Origin of the sequence: Streptomyces incarnatus, from assembly GCF_001027185.1 — a bacterium.
In the GTDB taxonomy this organism is placed as follows: domain Bacteria; phylum Actinomycetota; class Actinomycetes; order Streptomycetales; family Streptomycetaceae; genus Streptomyces; species Streptomyces puniciscabiei.
The window spans coordinates 8,103,254-8,125,240 of sequence record NZ_CP011497.1 but is presented as its reverse complement, the minus strand read 5'-3'; the positions used below and the strand labels follow the sequence as shown (position 1 = coordinate 8,125,240).

The window sequence follows — 21,987 nt, the reverse complement described above, 5'->3', positions numbered from 1 at the left end:
CCGTTCATGTCCGACGCATCCGCCACCCCGCGCAGTTCCCTCCCGCCCGGCACGCTCGTCGCCGGCTGTCTCGCCGTCTGCCTCGCGCAGATCGGCCTGGCCATACCCGCCACCCTCAACGGCCTGTTCCAGGAACACCTGCACCCCGTCGGTTCCCAGCTCACCTGGATCTCCGACGCGTTCCTGCTGCCCGTCGCCGTGCTCGAACTCTCCTTCGGCGTGCTCGGCGACCTCTTCGGCCGCAAACAGCTCCTCGTCGGCGGCGCCGCGCTGCTGTGCGCGGGCGAGGTCGTCGCCGCGAGTTCCTCCGGCATCCATCAGCTGTGGGTGGGGCAGGCGCTGGCCGGGCTCGGCGCCGCCGCGCTCTTCCCCACCTCGCTCGCGATGATCGCGGCCGGCACGCACACCGGCCCGCAGCGGGCCCGCGCCATCGCCGTATGGGCCTCCAGCCTGTCCGCGGGCGGCTTCCTCGCCCCGCTGCTCGGTGGTATCACCGGCACCTACGGCTCCTGGCGCTCGGCGTTCGTGGTGGTCGCCGTGCTGGCCGCGGTGAGCGCCCTGGTGAGCCTGTGGCTGGCCACCAACTCCCGCTCCCCTGAGGGCCGTTCGCTCGACATCGGCGGCCAGATCACCATCGGTGTCGGTCTGTTCGCCCTGCTGTACGCCGTCATCCAGGGGCCGGCGGACGGCTGGGGATCGGTGCCGGTGGTCGCGGCGTTCGTGATCGCCGCGGTGTTCGTGGGCCTGTTCGTGGCCGCCGAGAGCCGGGCCCGCTCCCCGCTCCTGCGGCTGGACCTCTTCCGCAACCGCTCCTTCGCGGTCGCGTCGGTCGTCGCCGTCGTGGGCATGTTCAGCTTCCTGGGCACGGCGTACGCGGCGAGCATCCGGCTCGGCCCCATCCAGCACCAGAGCCCGATGCGCACCGCCTTCGCGTTCCTGCTGCTCAACGGCATCACCCCGGTCCTCACCCCGCTGACCTCCCGGCTGCTGCACCGGCTGCCCGCGCGGGCGCTGCTCACGACCGGTCTCGCGCTGATCGCCGCGGGCGACTTCCTGGCCGCCGGGCTCGACGTGGGCGACCGGAACCTGACCTCGCTGATCCTGCCGCTCGGGCTGGTCGGCATCGGCTTCGCCTTCACGGTGTCGTCCATCACCGCGACCGCCGTCAACACGGTGCCGCTGCCGCTGGCCGGCATGGCGAGCGCGGCGACCAACCTGCTGCGCGACTTCGGTTTCACCCTCGGCCCCGCGGTCATCGGCGCGGTCGCGCTGAGCCAGGCGGCCGCCCGGGTGACCTCCTCGCTGGCCGACTCGTCGTCCCTGCACGCCGGGTCGAAGGCCGCCGCGCACGCGGTGCTGAAGGAAGGCGGCCCGCTCGCCCTGAACTCCGTCCCCGCCACCTCCCCGCCGGGCGCGGCCCGCGCGTACGCCCTGGACGCCCTCGGCCACGGCTACGCGATCGGATTCGTGGTGTGCGGCTCGGCCGCCCTGTTCTCGGCGCTGCTGGTGGTCACGGCACTGCGCGGGCGTACGCCGGAGGAGAGCGCGTCGCCGGCACAGGACGGCACGGAGCGAACCGCCCTGACCACGGGATGACACCCCCTGAGCCGCGCCCCGGGGCCACTCGGCGCCTCCGGGGCGCGGCAGGCGGCGACACCGCCCGCCGTACGGGATCGACCGGTACCTCGGCGGCCGTGCGCTATGCCGGTGTCCGGCGCGCGCGCACCCAGCCGAAGAGCATCACCGAGGACAGCGCGGCGACGGCGCACCAGGTCGAGACGAACTCCAGTCGCCACAACGCCCAGCACACCGCCGCGCCCACGGCGACCAGCATGCCCAGCACGGACAGCCGCCGGTCACCGGACAGCAGCAGAGAGCCCACCGTGGCCAGCAAGTAGCCCATGACGAGCAGGGGTACCGGGGCGACATGCAGGACGTACCCGACGGTGTGGCCGCGGATCTCGGCCGTCACCGGCCGGCCGGCCAGGCCGTCGGCGAGCCGGGCGGCGGTCACCGCTCCCGCGGCGAGCGGGAGGAGCAGCCGGAACCGGGCGTGGGGCGGGGCCACCGCCATCACCGCCGCCGGGACCCACACCGCCAGCAGCGGCAGGGCGATGACGGCCCACAGGACGGTCGCGGGTCCGCCACCCCCGCCCGAGCGCCACACCACCGACTCCACGATCTGGTGGGCCCCCAGCAGCAACGGCACTGCGGCGAGCGAGAGTTCCCGGCCGCTGCGCACGAGCGCCACACAGGCCACCCCCACCGCCGCGACTCCGCTGCCTGCCGCGAGGTCCGCCGTCGCACTCCAGCACATCGCGCCACCAAGGGCTCGCCGCCGAGCGGTGCCCAGGGGCTCCGCTTCTGCCGCCGACCCCGCTACGTCCTTCTGCTGCGAGGCCCGATGATGATTAGCTTGCCCAGGCTCTCGCGCCATCACCCGCCCCGGCAGTCAGGAGGACCCCGCACCATGAGCAGTGGCTACGCGTACGAGTACAAGGTCGTCACCTTCCGGGAGTCGCTGATCGGCGACGCCCTGGACAGCGACAAGCTGGAGAAGGTCCTGAACAAGCACGCCGAGGACGGCTGGGCTCTGAAGGCCATCACCTCCGCCGACGTCAAGGGCCGCATAGGGCCCGGAGCCGTGGAGGGACTCCTGCTGACCTTCGAGCGCCCCCGGCAGTAACGCGCGCGGAGCCGGCGGCCGGCCGGTCCGGCACCGCGCGGACGGGAGCAGAGTGGAAAGCCACCGCCGCTCCTGTCCGCATCGGCGCCGACGGGGCATTGCCGTCCATGGCCCCGACGGCCGGAGGCGGAGCCGTGTCCGCCGGCACCGCCCTCGCGGTCGACATCCCTGACGGCCGGCCCGCCGGCACCCGCGCGCAGGACCGCTCAGCGGGACGGCGGCCTGATCGCCTGTGCGCATGCCCTGTCGGCCGGTCCGGAGACACCACCGGGTCCATGTGAGACCGTGGTGTCAGTGAACCCGCCCGCGGATGCGGCCGACACGATGGATCTCAGGGATCTGGCAGACAAGCACGGGGGCGACCCGTTCGGCATCACCTCTGCCGCCGTCGCCCTCGTGGACGTGCACGGCCTGATCCGCTACTGGAGCCACCGGGCGGAAGGCCTCCTCGGGTATCCGGCACCCAGTGTGCTGGGGCGGCCTGCGGCCTCCCTTCTCATCAGTGACCGCTCACCGGCCTCGCTGTTCACCGAGGCACAGCGGGTCGGGGAGGGCTGGGAGGGACTGATCACCGCGCGGCACCGGGCGGGCCACCCGGTCGAACTTGCCCTGCGGGTGTGTCCGCTGCACGCGGAGCAGGGCTCCGTATGGCTCGCCGTGGCGTGTGCGGCGTCCGACTCGCGCCGGTGGGACCTCGATCAGGCCGTGGTGCGCGGGCTCCTGGAGGAGTCGCCGATCGGCATCGCCGTCCTCGACAGTCAGCTGCGCTTCCAGTGGGTGAACCAGGTGCTGGCCGCCATGGAGGGCCTGCCGGCCGACCTCTCCGCCCCGCGCACCGATGCGTCCGCCGGGCTGGGACAGGTGCCCTCGGCCGTGGACTGGCAGGCACGTCAGGCGCTGACATCGGGCCGGGTCACGCCCGCCGTGGAGCATGTGGCGCCGCCGCACGGCATCTCCCGCCGGAACTCCCAGGGCCAGCTCAGGCTCCGCTCGTCGTTCCCGCTGAGGGACGTCGACGGCAAGACGCTCGGGGTGTGTCACACCGCCGTCGACTTCACCGCCCAGGACCGTGCGCGCGAGCGGCTCGCCCTGGTCAACGAGGCGGCGCAGCGCATAGGCACCACCCTGGACCTCGACCGCACGGTGCAGGAACTGGCCGAGGTCCTCGTGCCGCAGCTCGCCGACTTCGCGGCGATCGACCTCTTCCAGGGCGTCCTCGCGGCCAGGGAACTCGCCCCCGGACCGGCCACCGCCGGCGCCCTGCAGCGGGCGGTGCACCTGTCGATCCACGAGGACCTGCCGGAGGCCGTCGTCGCCGTCGGGGAGCCCACCGGGTACCCGTCGAAGTCCCCGCAACGGCGGTGCCTGACAACGGGCCGGCCGATCCTCGATCCGGTGCTGGACCCGACGACGTGGTGGCTGGCCGGCGATGAGCAGCGCCTGTCCAAGCTGCTCAGTCTCGGGGTCCACACCCACCTGGTGGTGCCGCTCCGGGCGCGCGGCGCGACCATGGGCGTGGTCACGCTGCTGCGGTGGGAGAACCCCAGCCCGTTCGACGAGGACGACCTGCTGCTCGTGGAGGAGCTGGTGGCGCGGGCCGCGGTGTGCGTGGACAACGCCCGGCGGTTCGTCCGCGAGCACAACGCGGCCCTCGCCCTCCAGACCAGTCTGCTGCCGCCGGACCTGCCCGATCACTGCGCCGTCGAGGTCGCCTACCGCTATCTGCCGACCGACGCCGAGGCCGGGGTGGGCGGTGACTGGTTCGACGTCATCCCGCTGTCCGGCGCCCGCATCGCCCTGGTCGTGGGGGACGTGGTGGGCCATGGCATCCACGCCGCGGCCAGCATGGGCCGGCTGCGTGCGGCGGTACAGACGCTGGCCGACATGGACCTGCCCCCCGACGAGCTTCTCGCCCATGTCGACGATCTCGTCCTGCGCCTGGCCGAAGAGGCGGAAGCGGCCGAGACCGGGCCCGTGGTGGTCGGTGCGACCTGTGTCTACGCGGTGTACGACCCGATCTCCAGGAAGCTCAGCGTGGCGCGCGCCGGACACCCCACGCCCGCCATCGCCCACCTCAGCGAGCCGGTCGAACTGCCCGACATCCCGGCCGGCCCGCCGCTGGGACTGGGCGGTCTGCCCTTCGAGTCGGCCGAGATCGAGCTGGAGGAGGGCAGCGTCGTCGCCCTGTACACCGACGGGCTGATCGAGGCCTCGGACCGCGACGTCGACGTCGGCTTCGAGCGACTGTGCTTCGCCCTGGCCCACCCCGACCGGCCGCTGGAGGAGATCTGCGACACGATGGTCCGCATCCTTCTGCCGGACCATCCGCATGACGACGTCGCCTTCCTCATCGCCCGCACCCGCGCCTTGCCCCCCGACCGGGTGGCCTCCTGGGACGTGCCCGCCGATCCCCAGGCGGTGCACGAGGCGCGCGACAACGCCGCCCGCTGCCTGGCGGCGTGGGGTCTGGAGGACGTCGCCTTCACCACCGAGCTGATCGTGAGCGAGCTGATCACCAATGCCATCAAGCATGCCTGCGGACCGATCGGCCTGCGCCTGATCCACGAGCGGACTCTCATCTGCGAGGTGTCGGACGCCAGCAACACCTCCCCGCACATGCGCCGTGCCCACACCACCGACGAGGGAGGGCGGGGCCTGTTCCTGGTCGCGCAGGTCGCCCAGCGCTGGGGCACGCGGTACACCGCCACGGGCAAGACCATCTGGGCGGAACAGCAGCTGCCGAGCGGGGTCCCTGCCGAGGCGCCGGGCTGAGGAGCCCTTGCACAGGGGCTTTTTGCTGAGGTGCCTGGCTGCGGGTTTCCGGCTGCGGGTTTCCGTACGAGATCGAACGGTGCTTTCATCACGTGCCGACCGCGGCCCTGCAAGCCTGCTTTTCGCAGCCGATCGTGGACCGACTCCCACATGAACAAAGGATCCCGCTTTATTCATTGACAGCGGAAAAGAACGTCCCTAGGTTTCCGGCCATGACACCGGCCGCTTCCCAGGTCTTCACCACGCTGCTCTCCCACGGTCCGCTCACCCGGGCCGAGGTGGGGCGGCGGACCCGGCTCTCTCCGGCCGCCGTGACCAAGGCGATCCGTCCGCTGATGGAACTCGGCTACCTGGTGGAGGGCCTGGACGAGGAGGCACCTCCCGCGGTGGGACGGCCGGCCAACCTGGTCTGGGTGGACGGGGGGAGGGCCCTGTTCATCGGGATCAAGGTGACGGGCGACGAGATCATCGCCGTACTGGCCGACCTGTGCTGCCGGGTCCGGCTGTCCCGGCACGTACGGCTCACGGGCCGCGAGCCGGAGGCGGTGCTCCCCGTCATCACCGCGCTGGTACAGGAGTTGCTCACGGAGGCCGACGGATTCGGTGTACGGGTCCGGGGCCTGGGCATCGCGATCTCGGGGGACGTGGACCGCGCGGAGGGTGTGGTCCGCTACTCGCCCTTCCTGGAGTGGCGGGACGTACCGCTGGCCGAGATCGCCGGGACCGCGACCGGGCTGCCGGTCACGGTCGACAACGATGTCCGGGCGCTCACGGTCGCCGAGCACTGGTTCGGGGCCGGGGTCGGTCTCTCGGACTTCGCCCTGGTCACCGTGGGTGCCGGCATCGGATGTGGCCTGGTGGTCCATGGGCGGGAGGTGGCGGGCGCGCACGGCGTGGCCGGCGAGATCGGGCATCTGTCGCTCGACCCGCAAGGCCCGCTGTGCCATTGCGGCAACCGCGGGTGTGTCGAGGCGATCGCGGCTGATCCGGCGATACTCCGGGCGGTGCGCGCGGTCACGGGCAAGCAGGTGAACGACGCCGCCGAGGCGCTCGAACTGGCCCACGCCGGAGAGCCCGGCGTCAGGGAGGTCTACGCCCGGGCCGGCGAGGCCATCGGCAAGGCCATCGGCTTCCTGGTGAACATCCTCGGCCCCGAACGGGTGGTCATCTCCGGCGAGGGCCTGGCCGCCTACGACCTGGTCGCCGAGGACATCAGGGACGCGTTCGGCGTGTCCGCCTTCGGCACCGCTTCTCGGTGCGACGTGGTGACGCGTCCCCTGCCCTTCACGGAGTGGGCGCGCGGGGCCGCCGCCACCGCCATCCAGTCCTTCATGGGTTCGGGCATGTGAGAGGAGTAGCGATGACGCTGAGGAGCCGCAACCCGCACGATCCGCCCTCGTCGCGGCAGGGCTTTTCCTGACCGCGATCCCCATGCCCCACCGGTTGCCGCCGCACGTTCCCCCCTCACCTCACCTCAGGAGGCGACCCATGCGGTCATCCCCGTACAGAGCCGTGCGCGGAGCCCTCCCCGGCTTCCCGCGCCGTACCCTTCGAGCGATAGTGGTCCTGGCCGTCACGGCCGCAGTCGGCGCAGCGGTCCCCGCCTCCGGCGCGGCCCGCTCTTCCAACTCCGCGCGCACAGCCGTCACTTCGGCCTCCACCGCGCAGGACACGTCCTCCGGCCCGGCTGCCGAGCCGTACATGGGCTGGTCCAGCTGGAGCATGCAGTCCTCCCAGTACCCGGGCCTGAATCCGGACGGCACCTACAGCTACCTCACCGAGGCGAACGTCCTGAAGCAGACCGACGCCCTCGCCACCACGCTGAAGAGGTACGGCTACGACCATGTCGACATCGACGCCGGCTGGTGGATGGACAAGAACTGGACCTCGGAGTTCGACCAGTACGGCCGGCAGACACCGGACCCGGTCCGGTTCCCCCACGGGATGAAGCCGGTCGCCGACCACATCCACGCCAAGGGCCTCAAGGCCGGCATCTATCTGCCCGTCGGCCTGGAAAAGGGCGCGTACGGCGACGGCAAGCTGCCGGTCCGGAACGCCCCTGGCTGCACCACGGCGGACGTCGTCTACCCGGATCTGCGCACCACCAACGGCTGGGACAGCGCCTACAAGCTGGACTTCGACAACCCGTGCGCGCAGAAGTACGTCGACTCCCAGGCACGGATGCTGGCGGACTGGGGCTATGACTTCCTGAAGCTGGACGGGGTGGGTCCGGGCTCGTCCAAGTCCGGTGACAACTACAACAACGTCGCGGACGTGGCCGCCTGGCACCAGGCCATCGCCGGTACCGGCCGCCCGATCCACCTCGAACTCTCCTGGTCGCTCGACATCGGTCACGCCGCCGACTGGAAGAAGTACGCCAACGGCTGGCGCATCGACACCGATGTCGAGTGCTACTGCAACACCCTGGTCACCTGGGAGAACTCGGTCAACGACCGGTGGAACGACGCCCCCGCCTGGAGCCACGAGGCGGGCCCGGGCGGCTGGAACGACCTCGACGCGGTCGACGTCGGCAACGGCGCGATGGACGGTCTCACCAACGCCGAGCGACAGAGCTACATGACCCTGTGGGCCATCAGCAAGTCGCCCCTGTTCACCGGTGACGACCTCACCAGGCTGGACGGCTACGGCCTCTCCCTGCTGACCAACCAGGAAGTCATCGCCGTCGACCAGAACACCTCGCCCGTCGCCCGTCCCGTCACGCCGATGGGCGACCAGCAGGTCTGGGGCACGAAGAACGCCAACGGCACGTACACGGTCGCCCTGTTCAACCTCGGCGGCTCGCCGGCCTCCGTCACCGCCGACTGGGCCTCCTTCGGCTTCAGGGGAGCTGCCTCCGTACACGACCTGTGGAACCACCGGGACCTCGGCACGTACAAGAACCGGATCACCGCGACACTGCCCGCGCACGGCTCACGGCTGTTCACCGTCAGGCCCGGCGGCACCAAGTTGGCGAGCACCCGCTATGAGGCGGAGTCGGCGGACAACACGCTCACCGGCAACGCCTCCGTCGCCGCCTGCGGCTCCTGCTCCGGCGGCAAGAAGGTCGGCAACCTCTACCTCGACAGCAAGCTGCAGTTCAACGACATCACGGTGAAGAAGGCCGGCATCTACACCGTCAACGTCTCCTACGTCAGCGGCGATCCCCGCTCGGTGACCGTCTACTCCGGCAGCGGCAACGGAACCAGCCTGAGGTTTCCCTCCACGGGCGACTGGAGCACGGTCGACACCGTCAGCGTCCAGCTGGCGCTGAAGGCCGGCACCAACACCATCACGTTCGACAGCGGCTGGGACTACTCCCCCGACATCGACAGGATCGACGTACCCGAGTCACCCTGATCCCTCGCGCGCGGGGGCCCGGGGCGGACGAGCCCCGGGCCCCGGCCCCAGGACCGGCTGGCTGGAGGAGTGGATGTCGCCCGACGACCTCGGCGAGACCACACACCGGCACCTCTCCCCGCTCATCGGCCTCTTCCCCGGCGACCGCATCCGCCCGGACGACTCCACCCCGAAGGACATCCTCGCCGGCGCCACGGCCCTGCTGACCGCCCGCGGCATGAACAGCTACGGCTGGTCCAACGCCTGGCGCAGCCTGTGCTGGTCCCGGCTGAAGAACGCGGAGAACGCCTACCAGCTCGTCGTCAACAACCTCAAGCCCTCGGTGAACGGCGGCAACGGCACCGCGCCGAACCTCTTCGACATCATGGACATGGGACAAGGCCGCGGCATCTTCCAGATCGACGCCAACTTCGGCACACCCTCCGCGATCATCGAGATGCTCCTCTACGCACGGCCGGGGCACGTCGAGTTGCTGCCCGCGCTGCCGGCCGCGTGGGCGGCATCCGGCTCGGTGTCCGGCATCGGAGTCCGCGGCGGCTTCGTCGCCGACCTGAAGTGGAAGAACGGCAAGGTCACCCAGGTGACGCTGAAGAGCGTCGGCGGCCGGGACACGACCGTCCTCGCGGGCGGTACCTCACGGAAGATCAGCCTCGAACCCGGCGAGTCCGTCACTCTGCGCACCTTCGGCTGACGACGCGGACCCTGAGAAGAGCGGAGAGACCGACGATGTCCCCGGCAGACAGAACCATGGCGACGGGTCGCCGACCGCACCGTAGAACCCCGCTGTCCGTGTGCGGCGCCCTGACCGGCTTGGCCCTGGCGGTCGTGCCGTTGAGCACCGCGCAGGTGGCGAGCGCCGCCACGCCCTCCCCGCAGAGCAAGGGCACCCGGGTCAGTGCCTGGTCGCCCAGCATGACGACCGGTGGGCCGTCCTTCACCGACCGGACCATCCGGATGGTGGTGCACAGCAGCGTCGCGGGCTCGGGTGCCCGCATCACCCTGTCCAACCGGTACAGCACCACCCCGCTCGAGGTCGGCGCCGTGGACGTGGCCGTCCGGGCGAGCGGTGGCGAGGCGAGGCGCGGCACCACGCGGAACATCACCTTCGGCGGATCCCGCCACGTCACGATCACCGCCGGCGAAGAGGCGGTCAGCGACGCCGTCCCGATCCCGGTCAGCGCCGGGGAAAACCTGCTCGTCAGCCTCTACGTGCCGGGTACGACGGGGATGTCGACCTGGCACTCGGACGCGTTCGACACCACCTACATCGCCTCCGGGAACCACACCGGTGACGATGGCGCGGCCGCGTTCGGCACCATCACGACCTCCTGGTACTACCTGGCCGGACTGGACGTGGTGTCGCCTACCGCGCGGGGCACCGTCGTCGCCTTCGGTGACTCCATCACGGACGGATACCGCTCCTCGACCGGCACCTACCGCCGCTGGCCCGACTTCCTCGGCCGCCGGCTGGGCGCCGGACCGGGGCCGCAGCGGCTGAGCGTCGTCGACGCCGGCATCGGCGGCAACCGGGTCCTCACCGACGTACCGAACCTGCGGCAGGGGGTCAGCGCCCTCAAGCGGTTCGGGCACGACGCCCTCGGCCGGCCCGGTGTCAAGGACGTGATCCTCTTCGAGGGCATCAACGACATCGGCAACGACGCCGGCCCCGACGGCGGGCCGCTGACCGCCCAGGACCTCATCGACGGTTACCGCACCCTGATCGGCGAGGCGCATGCCGCGCACGTCCGCGTCATCGGCGCGACGCTGATGCCCGATCAGGGCAACGGGTACTACACGCCTGCCGCGGAGGCCATCCGGCAGGGCGTCAACCAGTGGATCCGCACCAGCGGCGCCTTCGACGGCGTCATCGACTTCGACAGGACCATGCGCGACCCCGCCAACCCGGCCGCCCTCAACCCGGCCTACGACTCGGGTGACCACCTCCACCCCGGCGACGCGGGCATGAAGGCCCTGGCCGACGCGGTGGACCTGCGGCTCCTGCGCACCTGAACCCACCGCCGGGTCCGCGCTCCAGGGCGGTCACCGAAGCCGTGACACTCCCAGCTCGATGAGGTGCCGCTTGGTCACCCGGCCGCCGTACCGCCGGTCGATCAGTGCCGCGATGCACTCCAGCAGCGCGGTTCTGGCCGCCGGCGGAAGAGCTCGGTGCCCTGAGTAGGTCCGCAGCAGGTCGAGATAGTCCGCCGTGGCGTAGGTGAGGTCCCGCTCGTAGCGGCGGAAGACGGTGGGGCCGAACCGGCCGCTGCGGGCCACCTCCTCAGCATGGTCCGAGCCGTCGACGTCTTCGGCCGCGGGAAGCCGCAGTCCGGGCGGCGTGGCGGGGTCGAAGCGCTCGTAGCAGCGCTGGACCTCCACGAAGAACTCCTCGGTGCCGCCGGCCACATGCTGGGTGCGCACCACGGCGAGCGCGCCGCCCGGACGCAGCGCGTCGGCGGCCTTGGCCACCCGCACCGCGGGGTCGACCCAGTGGAACGCTGTCGCCGAGACGACCGCGTCGAACGGCTCGTCGGGCAGCGGCCACTTCTCGAACTCCGCCGTCACCACCTCCGCCTGCCCGGCCCCGGCCAGGTTGCGGCGGGCGAGCGCGGCCATGCTCGGCCCCGCCTCGACCGCCGTGATCCGGCAGCCGCGCCGTGCCAGTGGCACCGTCGCCTGGCCGGTCCCGCAGCCCACCTCCAGCACGCGGCTGCCGGGGCGGGCACCGGCGAGTTCCGCCAGGTCGTCGTAGAGCTCCGGCGGATATCCCGGCCTGGCCCGGTCGTACAGCTCCGCGTCTTCGTCGAATGTCCGGCCCAGGTGCACCCGCCGGGATTCCTCCGGCCTGTCGTCGCGTCGCGCGTGCGGGATGTCGTCGGACATCCGGAGCAGACTAGCGAGGTCCGCCGGACCACGAGCGGAGTATCCGGACGGTTCCCGGAGTGCGGCACCCGCGGCCGCTCGGACGCGCTGCGGGCAGCAGGTCAACGGGGGTGTCCCTCGCGCAGTACGCGGACCTCGCTGCCGTCGAGAGCGGAGAGCACCTCGGCGCAGATGGCCAGTGCCGTCTCGGCCGGGGTGCGAGCGCCGAGGTCGAGGCCGATGGGGCCGTGGACGCGCCCGAGGAGTTCCTCGTCGAGGCCGGCCCTGATGAGGTCCGCGGCACGGCGGGCCTGGGTGTGGCGTGAGCCCAGGGCGCCGACGTAGGGGACGCCGGTGGTCAACGCGGCGGACAGGACGGGCACGTCGACGTCCGGTTCATGGCTGAGGACGACGAGGCAGGCGGCGGCCGGTTGCCGGGCCAGCAGCCGGACGGCGTCCTCGGCGGCGGTCTCCACCGTGGCGTGCCAGTCCAGCAGGCGGGCCTGCGCGGCGAGCAGCTCGGCGAGTTCGCCGCCGCCCACGATGACCAGGTGGGGTACGGCCGGGCATGCCTCGATGAGGACGAGACCGTCGTCCGTGGCGCGGAGGTCCCGCCCGGCCCGGCGGCGGCCGAGCAGCTCACGGGCACGTTTTACGGCCTCGGCGGGCTCGTCGGCACCCTCCGGCCCGGGTGTCTCGACGGTGCCGGCCGCCCGGGTCCGCGCCCCGTCCAGCCGGGTGATGAGCGCGGCGTCGGAACCGTCCGCCAGCAGGTCCCACCAGCGGGCGGGGACGGTGTGCAGTGACTGCAGCAGCACTTCGGCCTGACCGCCGCAGGTCAGCCCCGCCTGCTTCACCTCGTCGTCGTGGACGGACACCGTGCGTACGGCCGCGGTGTGGTCCGCGGGCAGGGCAGCGGCCTCCGCCGCCAGGTACGCGTCGAACGCGCCGCGGTACAGCGTGCCGTGGCAGTGACCGTCCTGGTCGATCAGGAGCGCGTCGGCGGGGCGCCGGGGGCCGAAGCCCTGCTCGGTGAGGGGGCGGGCGAGGACGCCCGTACGTCCCTGAGCGGCCCACTGCCGTGCCGTCTCGGCCAGTTCACGCATGATCGCGGCCCTCCTCGTGGTGGGGGTCGGCGCCGGGAACCGGCGGGTCGGCGTCGGCACCGTGCCGGGAATTCTCCCATGATCACGGTTCCCGGTGCCGCCCCCGCCGCGGGAGAGGGCCGACGAGGACTGCGTCGGCGTGCTCGGCGACGTAGTCCTGCACGACCGACAGGAAGCTCGGGTCGGGCCGGAGACCGAGTGCGGCGGCGCGTGTGTTGTCGAAGACGGCGGGCCATGAACCGACGATCGCTTCGACGGCCGGGTCGGGCGTGATGCTCACGAGGTCGGCGACGGCGTCGCCGGCCGCCTGCCGCAGGGTGGTGAGCATGTCGGCGACCGAGACCGTGAGCGCGGGAAGGTTGACCGGCCCCGTGCCCTCGAGCCGCCCCGGTCCGGTGCCGCGCTCGGCCTCGGCGATGCGGAGCAGTCCGTGGACGGTGCGACGCGGTGAGGACAGGGCCACCCGGAGGCCGGGACGCACCGGGCAGGTCGCGGGAAGTCCCGCGAGAGGTTCGCGGATGATGCCGGACAGGAAGCCGGATGCGGCGGCGTTCGGTGTCCCGGGCCGTACCGAGACGGTCATCAGGCGGGCGACGCGTCCGTCCAGGAAGCCGTGGCGGGTGTGGTCGGCGATGAGGTGCTCGCAGATGAGCTTCTGTGTCCCGTAGCTCGACTGCGGCCTGGGCAGGGTGAGTTCATCGACCACCGGGGGCAGGGGCAGCTCCGGGCCGCCGCCGTAGACGGCGAGACTGCTGGAGAACACCACCCGCGGCCTCGGGCCCCCGCGGGCCGACTGCGCCCGGGCGGCGTCGAGCAGGGCGCGGGTCGTGTCCACGTTGGCGCGCATGCCGAGGTCGACGTCGGCCTCGCACTCGGCCGACACCGCGGCGGCGAGGTGGAAGAGCACGTCGACCGGCTCCGCGAACACGTCGTCCAGGCGGTCGACGAGGTCGCCGTGCACGACGTCCACGAGGGGGTCGGTCGCCGGTGGTGAGCCGGGCTGCACGGCGCGGTCGGCGAGCACCAGTCGCTCGATCGGCGCGCCGCCGAACGTCCGCGTCCGCAGCAGCGCGGTGGCGAGCCGACGGCCCAGGAAGCCGAACCCACCGGTGATGACGACCCTCACGTGACGACTCCTCGCAGTGGTCCGGCCGGCCGGGCCCCTCATGGTGATGCGGCGGGCCGGCGCCTTCGTACTGTCTGCCCGGCCGCGCCCGGCCGTAAAGGCATCCGGTGGACCAGCCGGGTGGCTCCCACCCGCGCGGCCGGGTGAGCGCCGCCGCGCGGGTGAGCCGGTGAGGGGCGCGCAGTGCGGCTGTGGGCAGGGTGCAGGCCGTCGTCGCCGCACTGCTCGGGCACGGTACGGAGAGCGCGGCGCCCGTCCGGTGCTCCGGTTGAGAGCCGTCAGCGGACGCGGACGCCGGTGAGCACCAGTGCGGTGCAGTGCATGGTGAAGGCGCCTCCCATGGAGTCGATGGCGTCGCCGAGGCCGGTGAGGAGCGCGTCGCCGCCCCCGCGTTCCGCGCCGCCGGCGAGCAGGGCGCGGGCCCGCGCTTCAACATCGGTGCCGGCGACGGTGACCCGTCCGCCTTCCAGCGGATCAACAGCGGGCAGTACCAGGCCGCCACCGTTCCCGAGTCGCTGTCGCAACGGGGCTGGCAGATCGTCGACGAGTTCAATCGCTCCTTCTCCGGCCGTCCCACGAGCGGTTACGTCGCTCCCTCCACGTGTCGACGGCCGCCAACAGCGCCGGAGCCACGACCTGGGACCCGACGGGCTGCCGGCAGGCGTACCGGAGCATCTGGGGCGGATGAGCCGCGCCGAGTTCCCGTTTCCCGCGCGTCCCGGAGACGGTCAGCCGTCCCACGACCAGTCGGCCACCTCGGGCAGGTCCGTGCCGTGTTCGCGGATCCAGACGTGGTGGCGCTGCCGGACGTCGGCCATCCGCTGGCGTACGGCCGCCGACCGCACGGCCAGGCCGGGGACGCGGTCGATCACGTCCATCACGAGGCGGTAGCGGTCCAGGTCGTTGCGGACCACCATGTCGAACGGCGTCGTCGTGGTCCCGATCTCCTTGTAGCCGCGCACGTGCAGGTGATGGTGCCCGGTCCGGCTGTAGGCCAGGCGGTGGATCAGCCACGGGTAGCCGTGGTAGGCGAAGATGACCGGCTTGCCGGCGGTGAAGAGGCCGTCGTACTCGAAGTCGGTCATCCCGTGCGGGTGTTCCTCGCTCGGCAGCAGACGCGCGATGTCGACGACGTTCACCACACGCACCGCCAGCCCGGGCAGCTCCCGGCGCAGCAACTGGGCCGCCGCCAGCACCTCCTGGGTGGGCACGTCGCCCGCGCAGCCCAGCACCACGTCGGGCTCGCGGGTACCGTCCTCGGTGCCGGCCCACTCCCAGATGCCGGCGCCGCGCGCGCAGTGCGCCTTCGCCTCCTCCATCGACAGCCAGTCGAAGCAGGGCTGCTTGCCGGCCACGACGACGTTGACGTAGTCGCGGCTGCGCAGCACATGGTCGGCGACCGACAGCAGCGTGTTGGCGTCCGGCGGCAGATAGACCCGGACCGCCTCCGGGCTCTTGTTGAGGATGTGGTCGACGAACCCGGGATCCTGGTGGGAGAAGCCGTTGTGGTCCTGCCGCCAGACGTGCGAGGTGAGCAGGTAGTTCAGGGAGGCGATGGGGGCACGCCAGGGCAGGCGGCGCGTGGTGCGCAGCCACTTGATGTGCTGGTTGACCATCGAGTCGACGATGTGCACGAACGCCTCGTAGCAGGAGAACAGCCCGTGCCGGCCGGTGAGGAGATAGCCCTCCAGCCAGCCCTGGCAGGTGTGTTCGGAGAGGATCTCCATGACCCGGCCGTGCCGGTCGAGGTGTTCGTCCACCGGCAGGGTCGCGGCCTGCCAGGCCTTGCCGCTGGCGCCGTAGACGGCCTGCAGCCGGTTGGAGGCGGTCTCGTCGGGGCCGACCAGGCGGAAGTCACGGCGGTCTGCGGTGGCCGCCATGACGTCCTGGAGCAGCTCGCCGAGGACGCGGGTCGGTTCGTGCAGGGTGGCGCCGGGCTTGTCGACCTCCACGGCGTACCGCTCCAGTGGCGGCAGGGGCAGCTCACGCACCAGGAGCCCGCCGTTGGCGTGCGGGGTGGCCCCGAGCCTCCGGGCCCCCTCGGGGATGCAGGCGAGCACGTCCGGGCGCGGGGCGCCGCGCTCGTCGAACAGTTCCTCGGGGCGGTACGACCGAAGCCACTGCTCCAGCTGCCGCAGGTGCTCGGGGTTGTCCCGGACGGCGGCGAGCGGCACCTGGTGGGCGCGCCAGGTGCCCTCGACCGGCAGCCCGTCGACCTCGGCCGGGCCGGTCCAGCCCTTCGGGGTACGCAGCACGATCACCGGCCAGCGGGGCCGGTCCGTGGCCCCGCCGACGCGGGCGGCCCGCTGCAGGGCGGCGATGCGGTCGGCGGCGGTGTCCATGGCCTCGGCCATCGCACGGTGGACGGCCGCCGGGTCGTGGCCGGTGACGTGGATCGGCTCGTGGCCGTAGCCCCTGAGCAGGTCGTCGAGTTCCGTCTCGGGGATCCGGGACAGCACGGTCGGATTGGCGATCTTGTAGCCGTTGAGGTGCAGGATCGGCAGGACGGCGCCGTCGTCGACCGGGTCGAGGAACTTGTTGGAGTGCCAGGAGGCGGCCAGCGGTCCGGTCTCCGCCTCGCCGTCGCCGATCACACAGGCGACCAGCAGGCCGGGATTGTCCAGCGCGGCGCCGTACGCGTGGGAGAGCGAGTAGCCGAGTTCGCCTCCCTCGTGGATCGAGCCCGGTGTCTCCGGGGCGACGTGGCTGGGCACCCCGCCGGGGAAGGAGAACTGCCTGAACAGCCGGGCCATGCCCGCCGCGTCCCGGGTGACGTCCGGGTAGGTCTCGGTGTACGAGCCCTCCAGCCAGGAGTTGGCCAGGACGGCGGGGCCGCCGTGCCCCGGTCCCCAGACGCACAGGGCGTTCAGGCCGCGGGCCTTGATGAGGCGGTTGAGGTGGGTGTGCACCAGGTTGAGGCCAGGTGAGGTGCCCCAGTGGCCCAGCAGGCGCGGCTTGACGTGCCCCGGGCGCAGCGGTTCGGTCAGCAAGGGGTTGGCCATGAGGTAGATCTGGCCGACGGAGAGGTAGTTCGCGGCGCGCCAGTGCGCGTCCAGCGTGGCGAGTTCCTCGTCCGTGAGCCCGGCGGGCGCGTGCTGCGTGTCGACGGACATCGGGTTCCTTCCGGATCGGACGGCGGTCGGGGCGGAACGCGTGCCCGGGCGGGCACAGCGTCCAGCCTCCGGCGGACCGCCGGGTACCCGACAGGGCCGTTCGGGCCACGTCCGCCGGCGAGGCGGCACCCTTCGGGCAGGCTCAGGAGTCAGGTCCACCCCCGTACAGCGTCCGTCCACCGCTGGACACCGGCCCGGTGACCGGCTCCGACTGGGTGTACGAACCCCTCGAACCGGGTCACCCGCCGGTTCTGCCGGGGTCGTTGGCGCCGGGCCCGGCCCCCCTCGTCGTCCGTCCGCCCTCGACCCGGCCGCCACGACAGGCTTCCTCACTGCTGCGAGGCGGAGCCTCCTACCGGCGCACCGCCCACCCTCACCGGCGGCACCGGCGCCTGGGCCGGACCCACGAGACCCGCGGCGCAGTGCGGCGAGGTCCGGCGGGCGGGGGCGATTGCGGGGCAGCTCGGCCAGTACGGCGGCCATGCCGCAGGTGCCGTGTCCGATCGGTACGAACGGACGGCTCCCGCGTTCAGCCGAACAGACTGCGCACCCTGATCGTCTCGACGTGCCGCCACGATCCGCCGGGCAGCAGCAGCCAGTCGCTCTTCGACGCCGGGCCCCTGCGCACGACGGTGTTCCGCGCGGCCCTGCGCGTCGGCAGCCGCGACCCACAGCTCTGCGTCCCGACCCGCGGCCGGGCCGACGCCCCCTTGCTCATGGCTCCTCCCGCGACTCAAGGCGCGGTACGTCACCCGCGTTCGCCTGCATGAGCACTCACTCCATCATCGTCCTTTTCACCGGGGACCGCCCTCGGACGGCCCAGTCCGGGGAGGCCCAACGGCACTCGCGCGGCGCCGCGCCGGCGGGGCCCGCGGCACCCCGGGGGCGTTGCCCTGGCGAGATGGCGGGACCGCGTGCAGCGTGGAAGCGACGTGGCCGTGACCGACGGGGTGGGAGAGCCGAGGAGAGGTGGCACACATGGATCACATGGACAGGGACGTCTCCGAGCCCCGGGTGGTCGTCGGTGTCGACGGATCGCCGTCCTCGTACGAGGCCCTGCGCTGGGCCGTCCGGTACGCGGGCCTCGTCGGCGCTGCCGTGGACGCCGTCGCGGTGTGGGAGCTGCCGGGGCTGTACGGCTGGTCGGCGCCCGCCGTGGACCTGGACGTCGACGAGGACGAGACCAGGCAGCGGATGCGTAAGGAACTGACCGATGTGCTCGGCGCGGACGCCGTCGGCTCGGTCCGCAGCCATGTGGTGCACGGCAACGCCGCCGACGTGCTGCTGCGGGCCGCCGAGGGAGCCGAGGTCCTGGTCGTCGGCAGCCGGGGCAGGGGCGGGTTCGCCGCCGCCCTGCTCGGCTCGGTCAGCCAGCACGTCTCGCAGCACGCGAGTTGCCCGGTCGTGATCGTGCGCGCGCGGCAGGAGTGACCCGCTCCGCAGGAGTGACCCGCTCCGACGGACAGCGACCTGCCGCCGTGGGTCCCCGGCGGTGCCTGGCCCCGGCTGGCGGAGGGCCGCGTGGTCTGGAGGCGGGCCGCGTGGTCCGGAGGCGGGCCGTACGCCGAAGCAGTCGGCCACTGCGGAGACGTGGCCTGCCGGCTGTGCCGTCCAGGCCGAGCGGTCAGTGGTCCGCCTGTTCCCCGGAGCTCTGTGGCTCCAGGTGGGACGCGAGGACCGCGGCCTGGACCCGGCGCTGGACTCCCAGCTTCGCCAGCATGCGCGAGATGTGGTTCTTGACGGTCTTCTCCGACAGGTACAGCCGCTGGCCGATCTCCCGGTTGGTGAGACCGTCGCCGATCAGGGCGAGGATGTCGCGTTCGCGGGGTGACAGGGTCGCCAGCTCGGGCGGCACCGAGGGGTTCTGCGCCGGGTCGGTGCGCAGCGAGCGCATCAGGCGGGCCGTGGTCGCGGGGTCCAGCATCGACTGTCCCGAGGCGACGGTGCGCACGGCGGAGACGAGGTCGGAGCCCTTGATCTGCTTGAGCACATAGCCGGAGGCGCCGGCCATGATGGCGTCCAGCAGGGCGTCCTCGTCGTCGAACGAGGTCAGCATCAGACACGCCAGCTCCGGCAGCCGGCTGCGCAGCTCCCGGCAGACCGAGATGCCGTCGCCGTCCGGGAGCCGTACGTCGAGCACGGCGACGTCCGGGCGCAGCGCGGGAGCGCGGGTGAGGGCGTGCTCGGCGGTGTCCGCGTCCCCGGCCACGGAGATGTCCGCCTCGGCGTCGAGCAGGTCGGCCAGGCCGCGTCGTACGACCTCGTGGTCGTCCACCAGGAACACCCGGATCGGGTGCTGCTCCGTGAAGGTGCGTGTCTCGGTCATGGCGACCTCTCGTTCCCCGGGAAGGACGGACCGCGGGCTGTCCACGAGGCCGATCATCCATCCAGCGGTGCCGTACGGACTAGGGCCGACCGGCCCCAGTCACTCGGCGGGGTGTCGCGTGCGAGGTCGAACCGCACCTCGGCCACACCTGCCACGGCAGGAAGACCCTGAGCAGGTCGGCGCGGCTGAAGATGCCCGCCGGCGGCCCGGCGGCGTCGCGCCGGCCACCCGGTCCTCGCCCTCGATCACGGGCAGGGCGCTGACCTGCCCGTCCCGCATCAGCCGCACGATCTCCTCGAAGGGGGGTCCGGTGGCCTCCGTACGGTCCTGGCGGCCGGTCCGTTCCCAGGATGCGCCGGTGCGGGAGAGCCGGCCAGGGGCCGGTCGGTCCCGGGGCGGGACCTGCGGCCCTTCACCCCGCCGGCCCGGTGGGACCACCCTGGGACTGGATCCTCGTCCTGGGAGGCGGAGACGATGGCTCGAACTGTCACGGTGGGTCTCGACGCGTCGCCCGAGAGCCGGGCCGCCGCCGAATGGGCGGCGCGCGAGGCAGCGCTGCGCGGTCTGCCGCTGAAGGTCGTTCACGTCTGGGAGCCGGTGCCCGAACCCGTCGCCCTGGCCCCGCCGCCCGGCGGCGGGCCCCGGCGGCAGTGGACCGAGGAGGCTCCCCGCCAGGCCGCCGAAGGTCTGCGGCTGCGCCATCCCGGTGTCGAGGTGAGCACCGACCGGTTCACCGGGAATCCGGCCCAGGCCCTGACCGAGGCGGCGGACGGCGCCGAGCTGATGGTGCTGGGCTCGCGCGGCCTCGGCGGGATCGCCGGCTTCATGGCCGGCTCGGTCGGCCTGGCCGTCCTCGCGCACGCCGAGCGGCCGGTGGTGCTGGTCCGGGCCGGGGAGCAGGCCGCCGACGAGCACAAGCCGGACCCGGCGGGCATTCCCTCCGCCGCGACCCCCTTCCGGCCCGTCGTCCTCGGCCTCGACCTCGCCACCCCGGACGAGAGGCTGCTCGGGTTCGCCTTCGACGCCGCCGCCCGGCGGGGCGCGTCCCTCCGGGTCGTGCACGGCTGGAGCCGGCCGCGCGCCTCCTTCCCCCGCTTCTCCGGTGCCGGCGGGCTCCCCGACGAGCTCGCCCACGCGCAGGCCAGGGCGCTGACCGAGGTGCTGCGCGCCTGGCGGCGGACGTTCCCGGACGTGGAAGTGATCGAGGCGAGCCGGTGCGGCGGCGCCGCGCAGGTGCTCCTCGCCGCCTCCCGCGAGGCCTGTCTGGTCGTCGTGGGCCGGCGGGTCCGCACCAGCCCGCTCGGCGCCCACATCGGCCACGTCACGCATGCCGTGCTGCACCACGTCGTGGCCCCGGTCGCCGTCGTTCCGCACGACTGAGCCCGCTGATCCTTCGAGGGAGCGCTGAACACCATGCATCTTCCGATCGTCGTCGGCGTCGACGGTTCCGAGCCGAGCCTGCGGGCCGTCGACTGGGCCGCCGACGAGGCCGTCCTGCGCGGGGCCTCGCTCCGGCTGGTGTACGCCTCCCTCTGGGACCGCTACGAAGGCGCCCTGCTCGCGCAGGAACTCGACAGGCCGCTGGAGGAGGTGATGGCCCGGGACGTCGTCGGTACCGCGGAGGAGCGTGCCCGGCGCCGCCGGCCGGAGGTGCAGGTCACCACCGACGTGCTGCCCGAGGAGCCGGAGCAGGGGCTGGTACGGGAGAGCGGCTGCGCCCTCGCCGTCGTGCTGGGGTGTCGTGAGCGCAGCGGCATGGCCGAGGCGCTGCTGGGTTCCGTCAGCCTCGCGGTCGCCGGGCACGCGCGCTGCCCGGTGATCGTGCTGCGCGGCGGCCCTGACGACCAGGACCGCACCGGGATCCGGGGCCGGATCGTGGTGGGGGTGGGCGAGAAGCCGGCCGGCTCGGCCGCCGTACGGTTCGCCGTCGAGGAGGCCGCCCTGCGGGGGGTGCCGCTGGAAGCGGTACGGGCCTGGCGGCGTCCCACGCCCGCGGTCGTCGGCCACTCCGCGGCGCAGCTCCAGAGGCAGCAGGCCGTCGCGTTGCTGGAGGAGGCCCTGCGCGGCACACCGGCCGAGCCGAGGACCGACCGCCGCACGGTCGAGGGCCATGCCCGGGACGCCCTGATCGCCGCCTCCCGCGAGGCCGGCCTGCTCGTCCTCGGCGCCCGGCGCAGGCACGGTCATTTCGGTCTGCCACTCGGCCGCGTCGCCCACGGCGTGCTGCACCACGCGGCCTGTCCGGTGGCCGTCGTACCGGAACCCGCCTGACGTCCTGACCGCTCGGTCGGGCGGGCCAGGCAGACCACCGCGCCACTTATTGCCACCGCCTCCCGGCAGGCTTCCGCACCGCCCCGTGGGCGGCGTCGCTCACCACGCCGAGCCGGGGGACCCGGGCATGATCGCCCTGGTCCTTCCCGTCATAGAACACGTCATAGAACACGTCGCGCCGAACGACGGTCGTACGCGTGCCCACGCATGCGCGGGGACAGGCGGCCACGATGCGGCCGGCGGCGCGGGGACGCGCGCGGCTCGCTTCCGGTGTCGGGCCGCGTCAGCGAGGCCGGTCCGTGTCAGCCCGCCAGGCCTCCGCGACGTCCTCGGGTCGCCGCAGCGGATCGCCTCGCCGACGCCACCACTCC

General features: G+C 72.8%; 16 protein-coding genes and 2 pseudogenes. 11 read left to right on the top strand and 7 right to left on the bottom strand.

The window, feature by feature from the left end; translation table 11 throughout:
• Window positions 1-6 precede the first annotated feature (6 nt).
• Complete coding sequence (locus ABB07_RS37090; protein ID WP_208902821.1) at window positions 7-1,596, top strand: MFS transporter; 1,590 nt, start codon at window positions 7-9, stop codon at window positions 1,594-1,596.
• 103 nt (window positions 1,597-1,699) lie between these two features.
• On the opposite strand, the gene ABB07_RS37085 is transcribed toward ABB07_RS37090, so the two are convergent.
• Complete coding sequence (locus ABB07_RS37085) at window positions 1,700-2,317, bottom strand: DUF6629 family protein (protein WP_208902820.1); 618 nt, start codon at window positions 2,315-2,317, stop codon at window positions 1,700-1,702.
• Between the two features lie 153 nt (window positions 2,318-2,470).
• Between ABB07_RS37085 and ABB07_RS37080 the strand changes: the two genes are divergently transcribed.
• The 6 genes and pseudogenes from ABB07_RS37080 (at window position 2,471) to ABB07_RS37055 (ending at window position 10,825) form a co-directional block, all read left to right on the top strand.
• Window positions 2,471-2,686 (top strand): DUF4177 domain-containing protein, encoded by a 216-nt coding sequence (locus tag ABB07_RS37080; RefSeq protein ID WP_208902819.1) that lies wholly within the window; start codon window positions 2,471-2,473, stop codon window positions 2,684-2,686.
• Between the two features lie 294 nt (window positions 2,687-2,980).
• Window positions 2,981-5,458 carry a SpoIIE family protein phosphatase gene (locus ABB07_RS37075; protein WP_341845911.1) on the top strand — a complete coding sequence of 826 codons (2,478 nt, stop codon included), beginning with the start codon at window positions 2,981-2,983 and terminating at the stop codon, window positions 5,456-5,458.
• A gap of 212 nt (window positions 5,459-5,670) precedes the next feature.
• Complete coding sequence (locus tag ABB07_RS37070; RefSeq protein WP_208902818.1) at window positions 5,671-6,807, top strand: ROK family transcriptional regulator; 1,137 nt, start codon at window positions 5,671-5,673, stop codon at window positions 6,805-6,807.
• A 139-nt stretch (window positions 6,808-6,946) separates the two neighbouring features.
• On the top strand, window positions 6,947-8,815 hold the full coding sequence (locus ABB07_RS37065) for an alpha-galactosidase D (protein WP_208902817.1): 1,869 nt from the start codon (window positions 6,947-6,949) through the stop codon (window positions 8,813-8,815).
• A gap of 34 nt (window positions 8,816-8,849) precedes the next feature.
• Window positions 8,850-9,506, top strand: a pseudogene (locus ABB07_RS37060) (glycosyl hydrolase family 95 catalytic domain-containing protein); the annotation flags it as partial.
• Window positions 9,507-9,640: 134 nt separating this feature from the next.
• Window positions 9,641-10,825 (top strand): SGNH/GDSL hydrolase family protein, encoded by a 1,185-nt coding sequence (locus ABB07_RS37055; protein WP_244189646.1) that lies wholly within the window; start codon window positions 9,641-9,643, stop codon window positions 10,823-10,825.
• 30 nt (window positions 10,826-10,855) lie between these two features.
• Here the strand turns inward: ABB07_RS37055 and ABB07_RS37050 are convergent, their stop codons facing one another.
• The 3 genes from ABB07_RS37050 to denD all read right to left on the bottom strand — a co-directional run bounded on the left by ABB07_RS37050 (window position 10,856) and on the right by denD (window position 13,906).
• A complete protein-coding gene (locus tag ABB07_RS37050; RefSeq protein WP_208902815.1) occupies window positions 10,856-11,695 on the bottom strand; it encodes a class I SAM-dependent methyltransferase in 840 nt (279 codons plus the stop codon).
• Window positions 11,696-11,796: 101 nt separating this feature from the next.
• The gene (locus ABB07_RS37045; protein ID WP_208902814.1) at window positions 11,797-12,780 is read right to left on the bottom strand and encodes an XdhC family protein; all 984 of its coding nucleotides are present in this window, start codon (window positions 12,778-12,780) and stop codon (window positions 11,797-11,799) included.
• An 82-nt stretch (window positions 12,781-12,862) separates the two neighbouring features.
• Window positions 12,863-13,906 (bottom strand): D-erythronate dehydrogenase, encoded by a 1,044-nt coding sequence (gene denD / locus ABB07_RS37040; RefSeq protein ID WP_208902813.1) that lies wholly within the window; start codon window positions 13,904-13,906, stop codon window positions 12,863-12,865.
• A gap of 380 nt (window positions 13,907-14,286) precedes the next feature.
• On the opposite strand from denD, the pseudogene ABB07_RS41215 reads away from it, so the two are divergent.
• Window positions 14,287-14,594, top strand: a pseudogene (locus ABB07_RS41215) (substrate-binding domain-containing protein); the annotation flags it as partial.
• Window positions 14,595-14,634: 40 nt separating this feature from the next.
• On the opposite strand, the gene ABB07_RS37030 reads toward ABB07_RS41215, so the two are convergent.
• Window positions 14,635-17,019, bottom strand: a complete 2,385-nt coding sequence (locus tag ABB07_RS37030; protein WP_208902811.1) for a phosphoketolase family protein — start codon at window positions 17,017-17,019, stop codon at window positions 14,635-14,637.
• Window positions 17,020-17,548: 529 nt separating this feature from the next.
• A complete protein-coding gene (locus tag ABB07_RS37025) occupies window positions 17,549-17,737 on the bottom strand; it encodes a hypothetical protein (RefSeq protein WP_208902810.1) in 189 nt (62 codons plus the stop codon).
• Window positions 17,738-18,006: 269 nt separating this feature from the next.
• Here ABB07_RS37025 and ABB07_RS37020 point away from each other — a divergent pair, with 269 nt between their 5' ends.
• The gene (locus tag ABB07_RS37020; protein WP_208903783.1) at window positions 18,007-18,450 is read left to right on the top strand and encodes a universal stress protein; all 444 of its coding nucleotides are present in this window, start codon (window positions 18,007-18,009) and stop codon (window positions 18,448-18,450) included.
• 193 nt (window positions 18,451-18,643) lie between these two features.
• Here the strand turns inward: ABB07_RS37020 and ABB07_RS37015 are convergent, their stop codons facing one another.
• Window positions 18,644-19,345, bottom strand: coding sequence for a response regulator (locus ABB07_RS37015; RefSeq protein WP_208902809.1), 702 nt, complete (start codon window positions 19,343-19,345; stop codon window positions 18,644-18,646).
• A gap of 474 nt (window positions 19,346-19,819) precedes the next feature.
• Between ABB07_RS37015 and ABB07_RS37010 the strand changes: the two genes are divergently transcribed.
• The gene (locus ABB07_RS37010) at window positions 19,820-20,725 is read left to right on the top strand and encodes a universal stress protein (protein WP_208902808.1); all 906 of its coding nucleotides are present in this window, start codon (window positions 19,820-19,822) and stop codon (window positions 20,723-20,725) included.
• 33 nt (window positions 20,726-20,758) lie between these two features.
• Window positions 20,759-21,616: a universal stress protein gene (locus ABB07_RS37005; protein ID WP_208902807.1), complete on the top strand. Its 858-nt coding sequence runs from the start codon at window positions 20,759-20,761 to the stop codon at window positions 21,614-21,616.
• Window positions 21,617-21,987 lie beyond the last annotated feature (371 nt).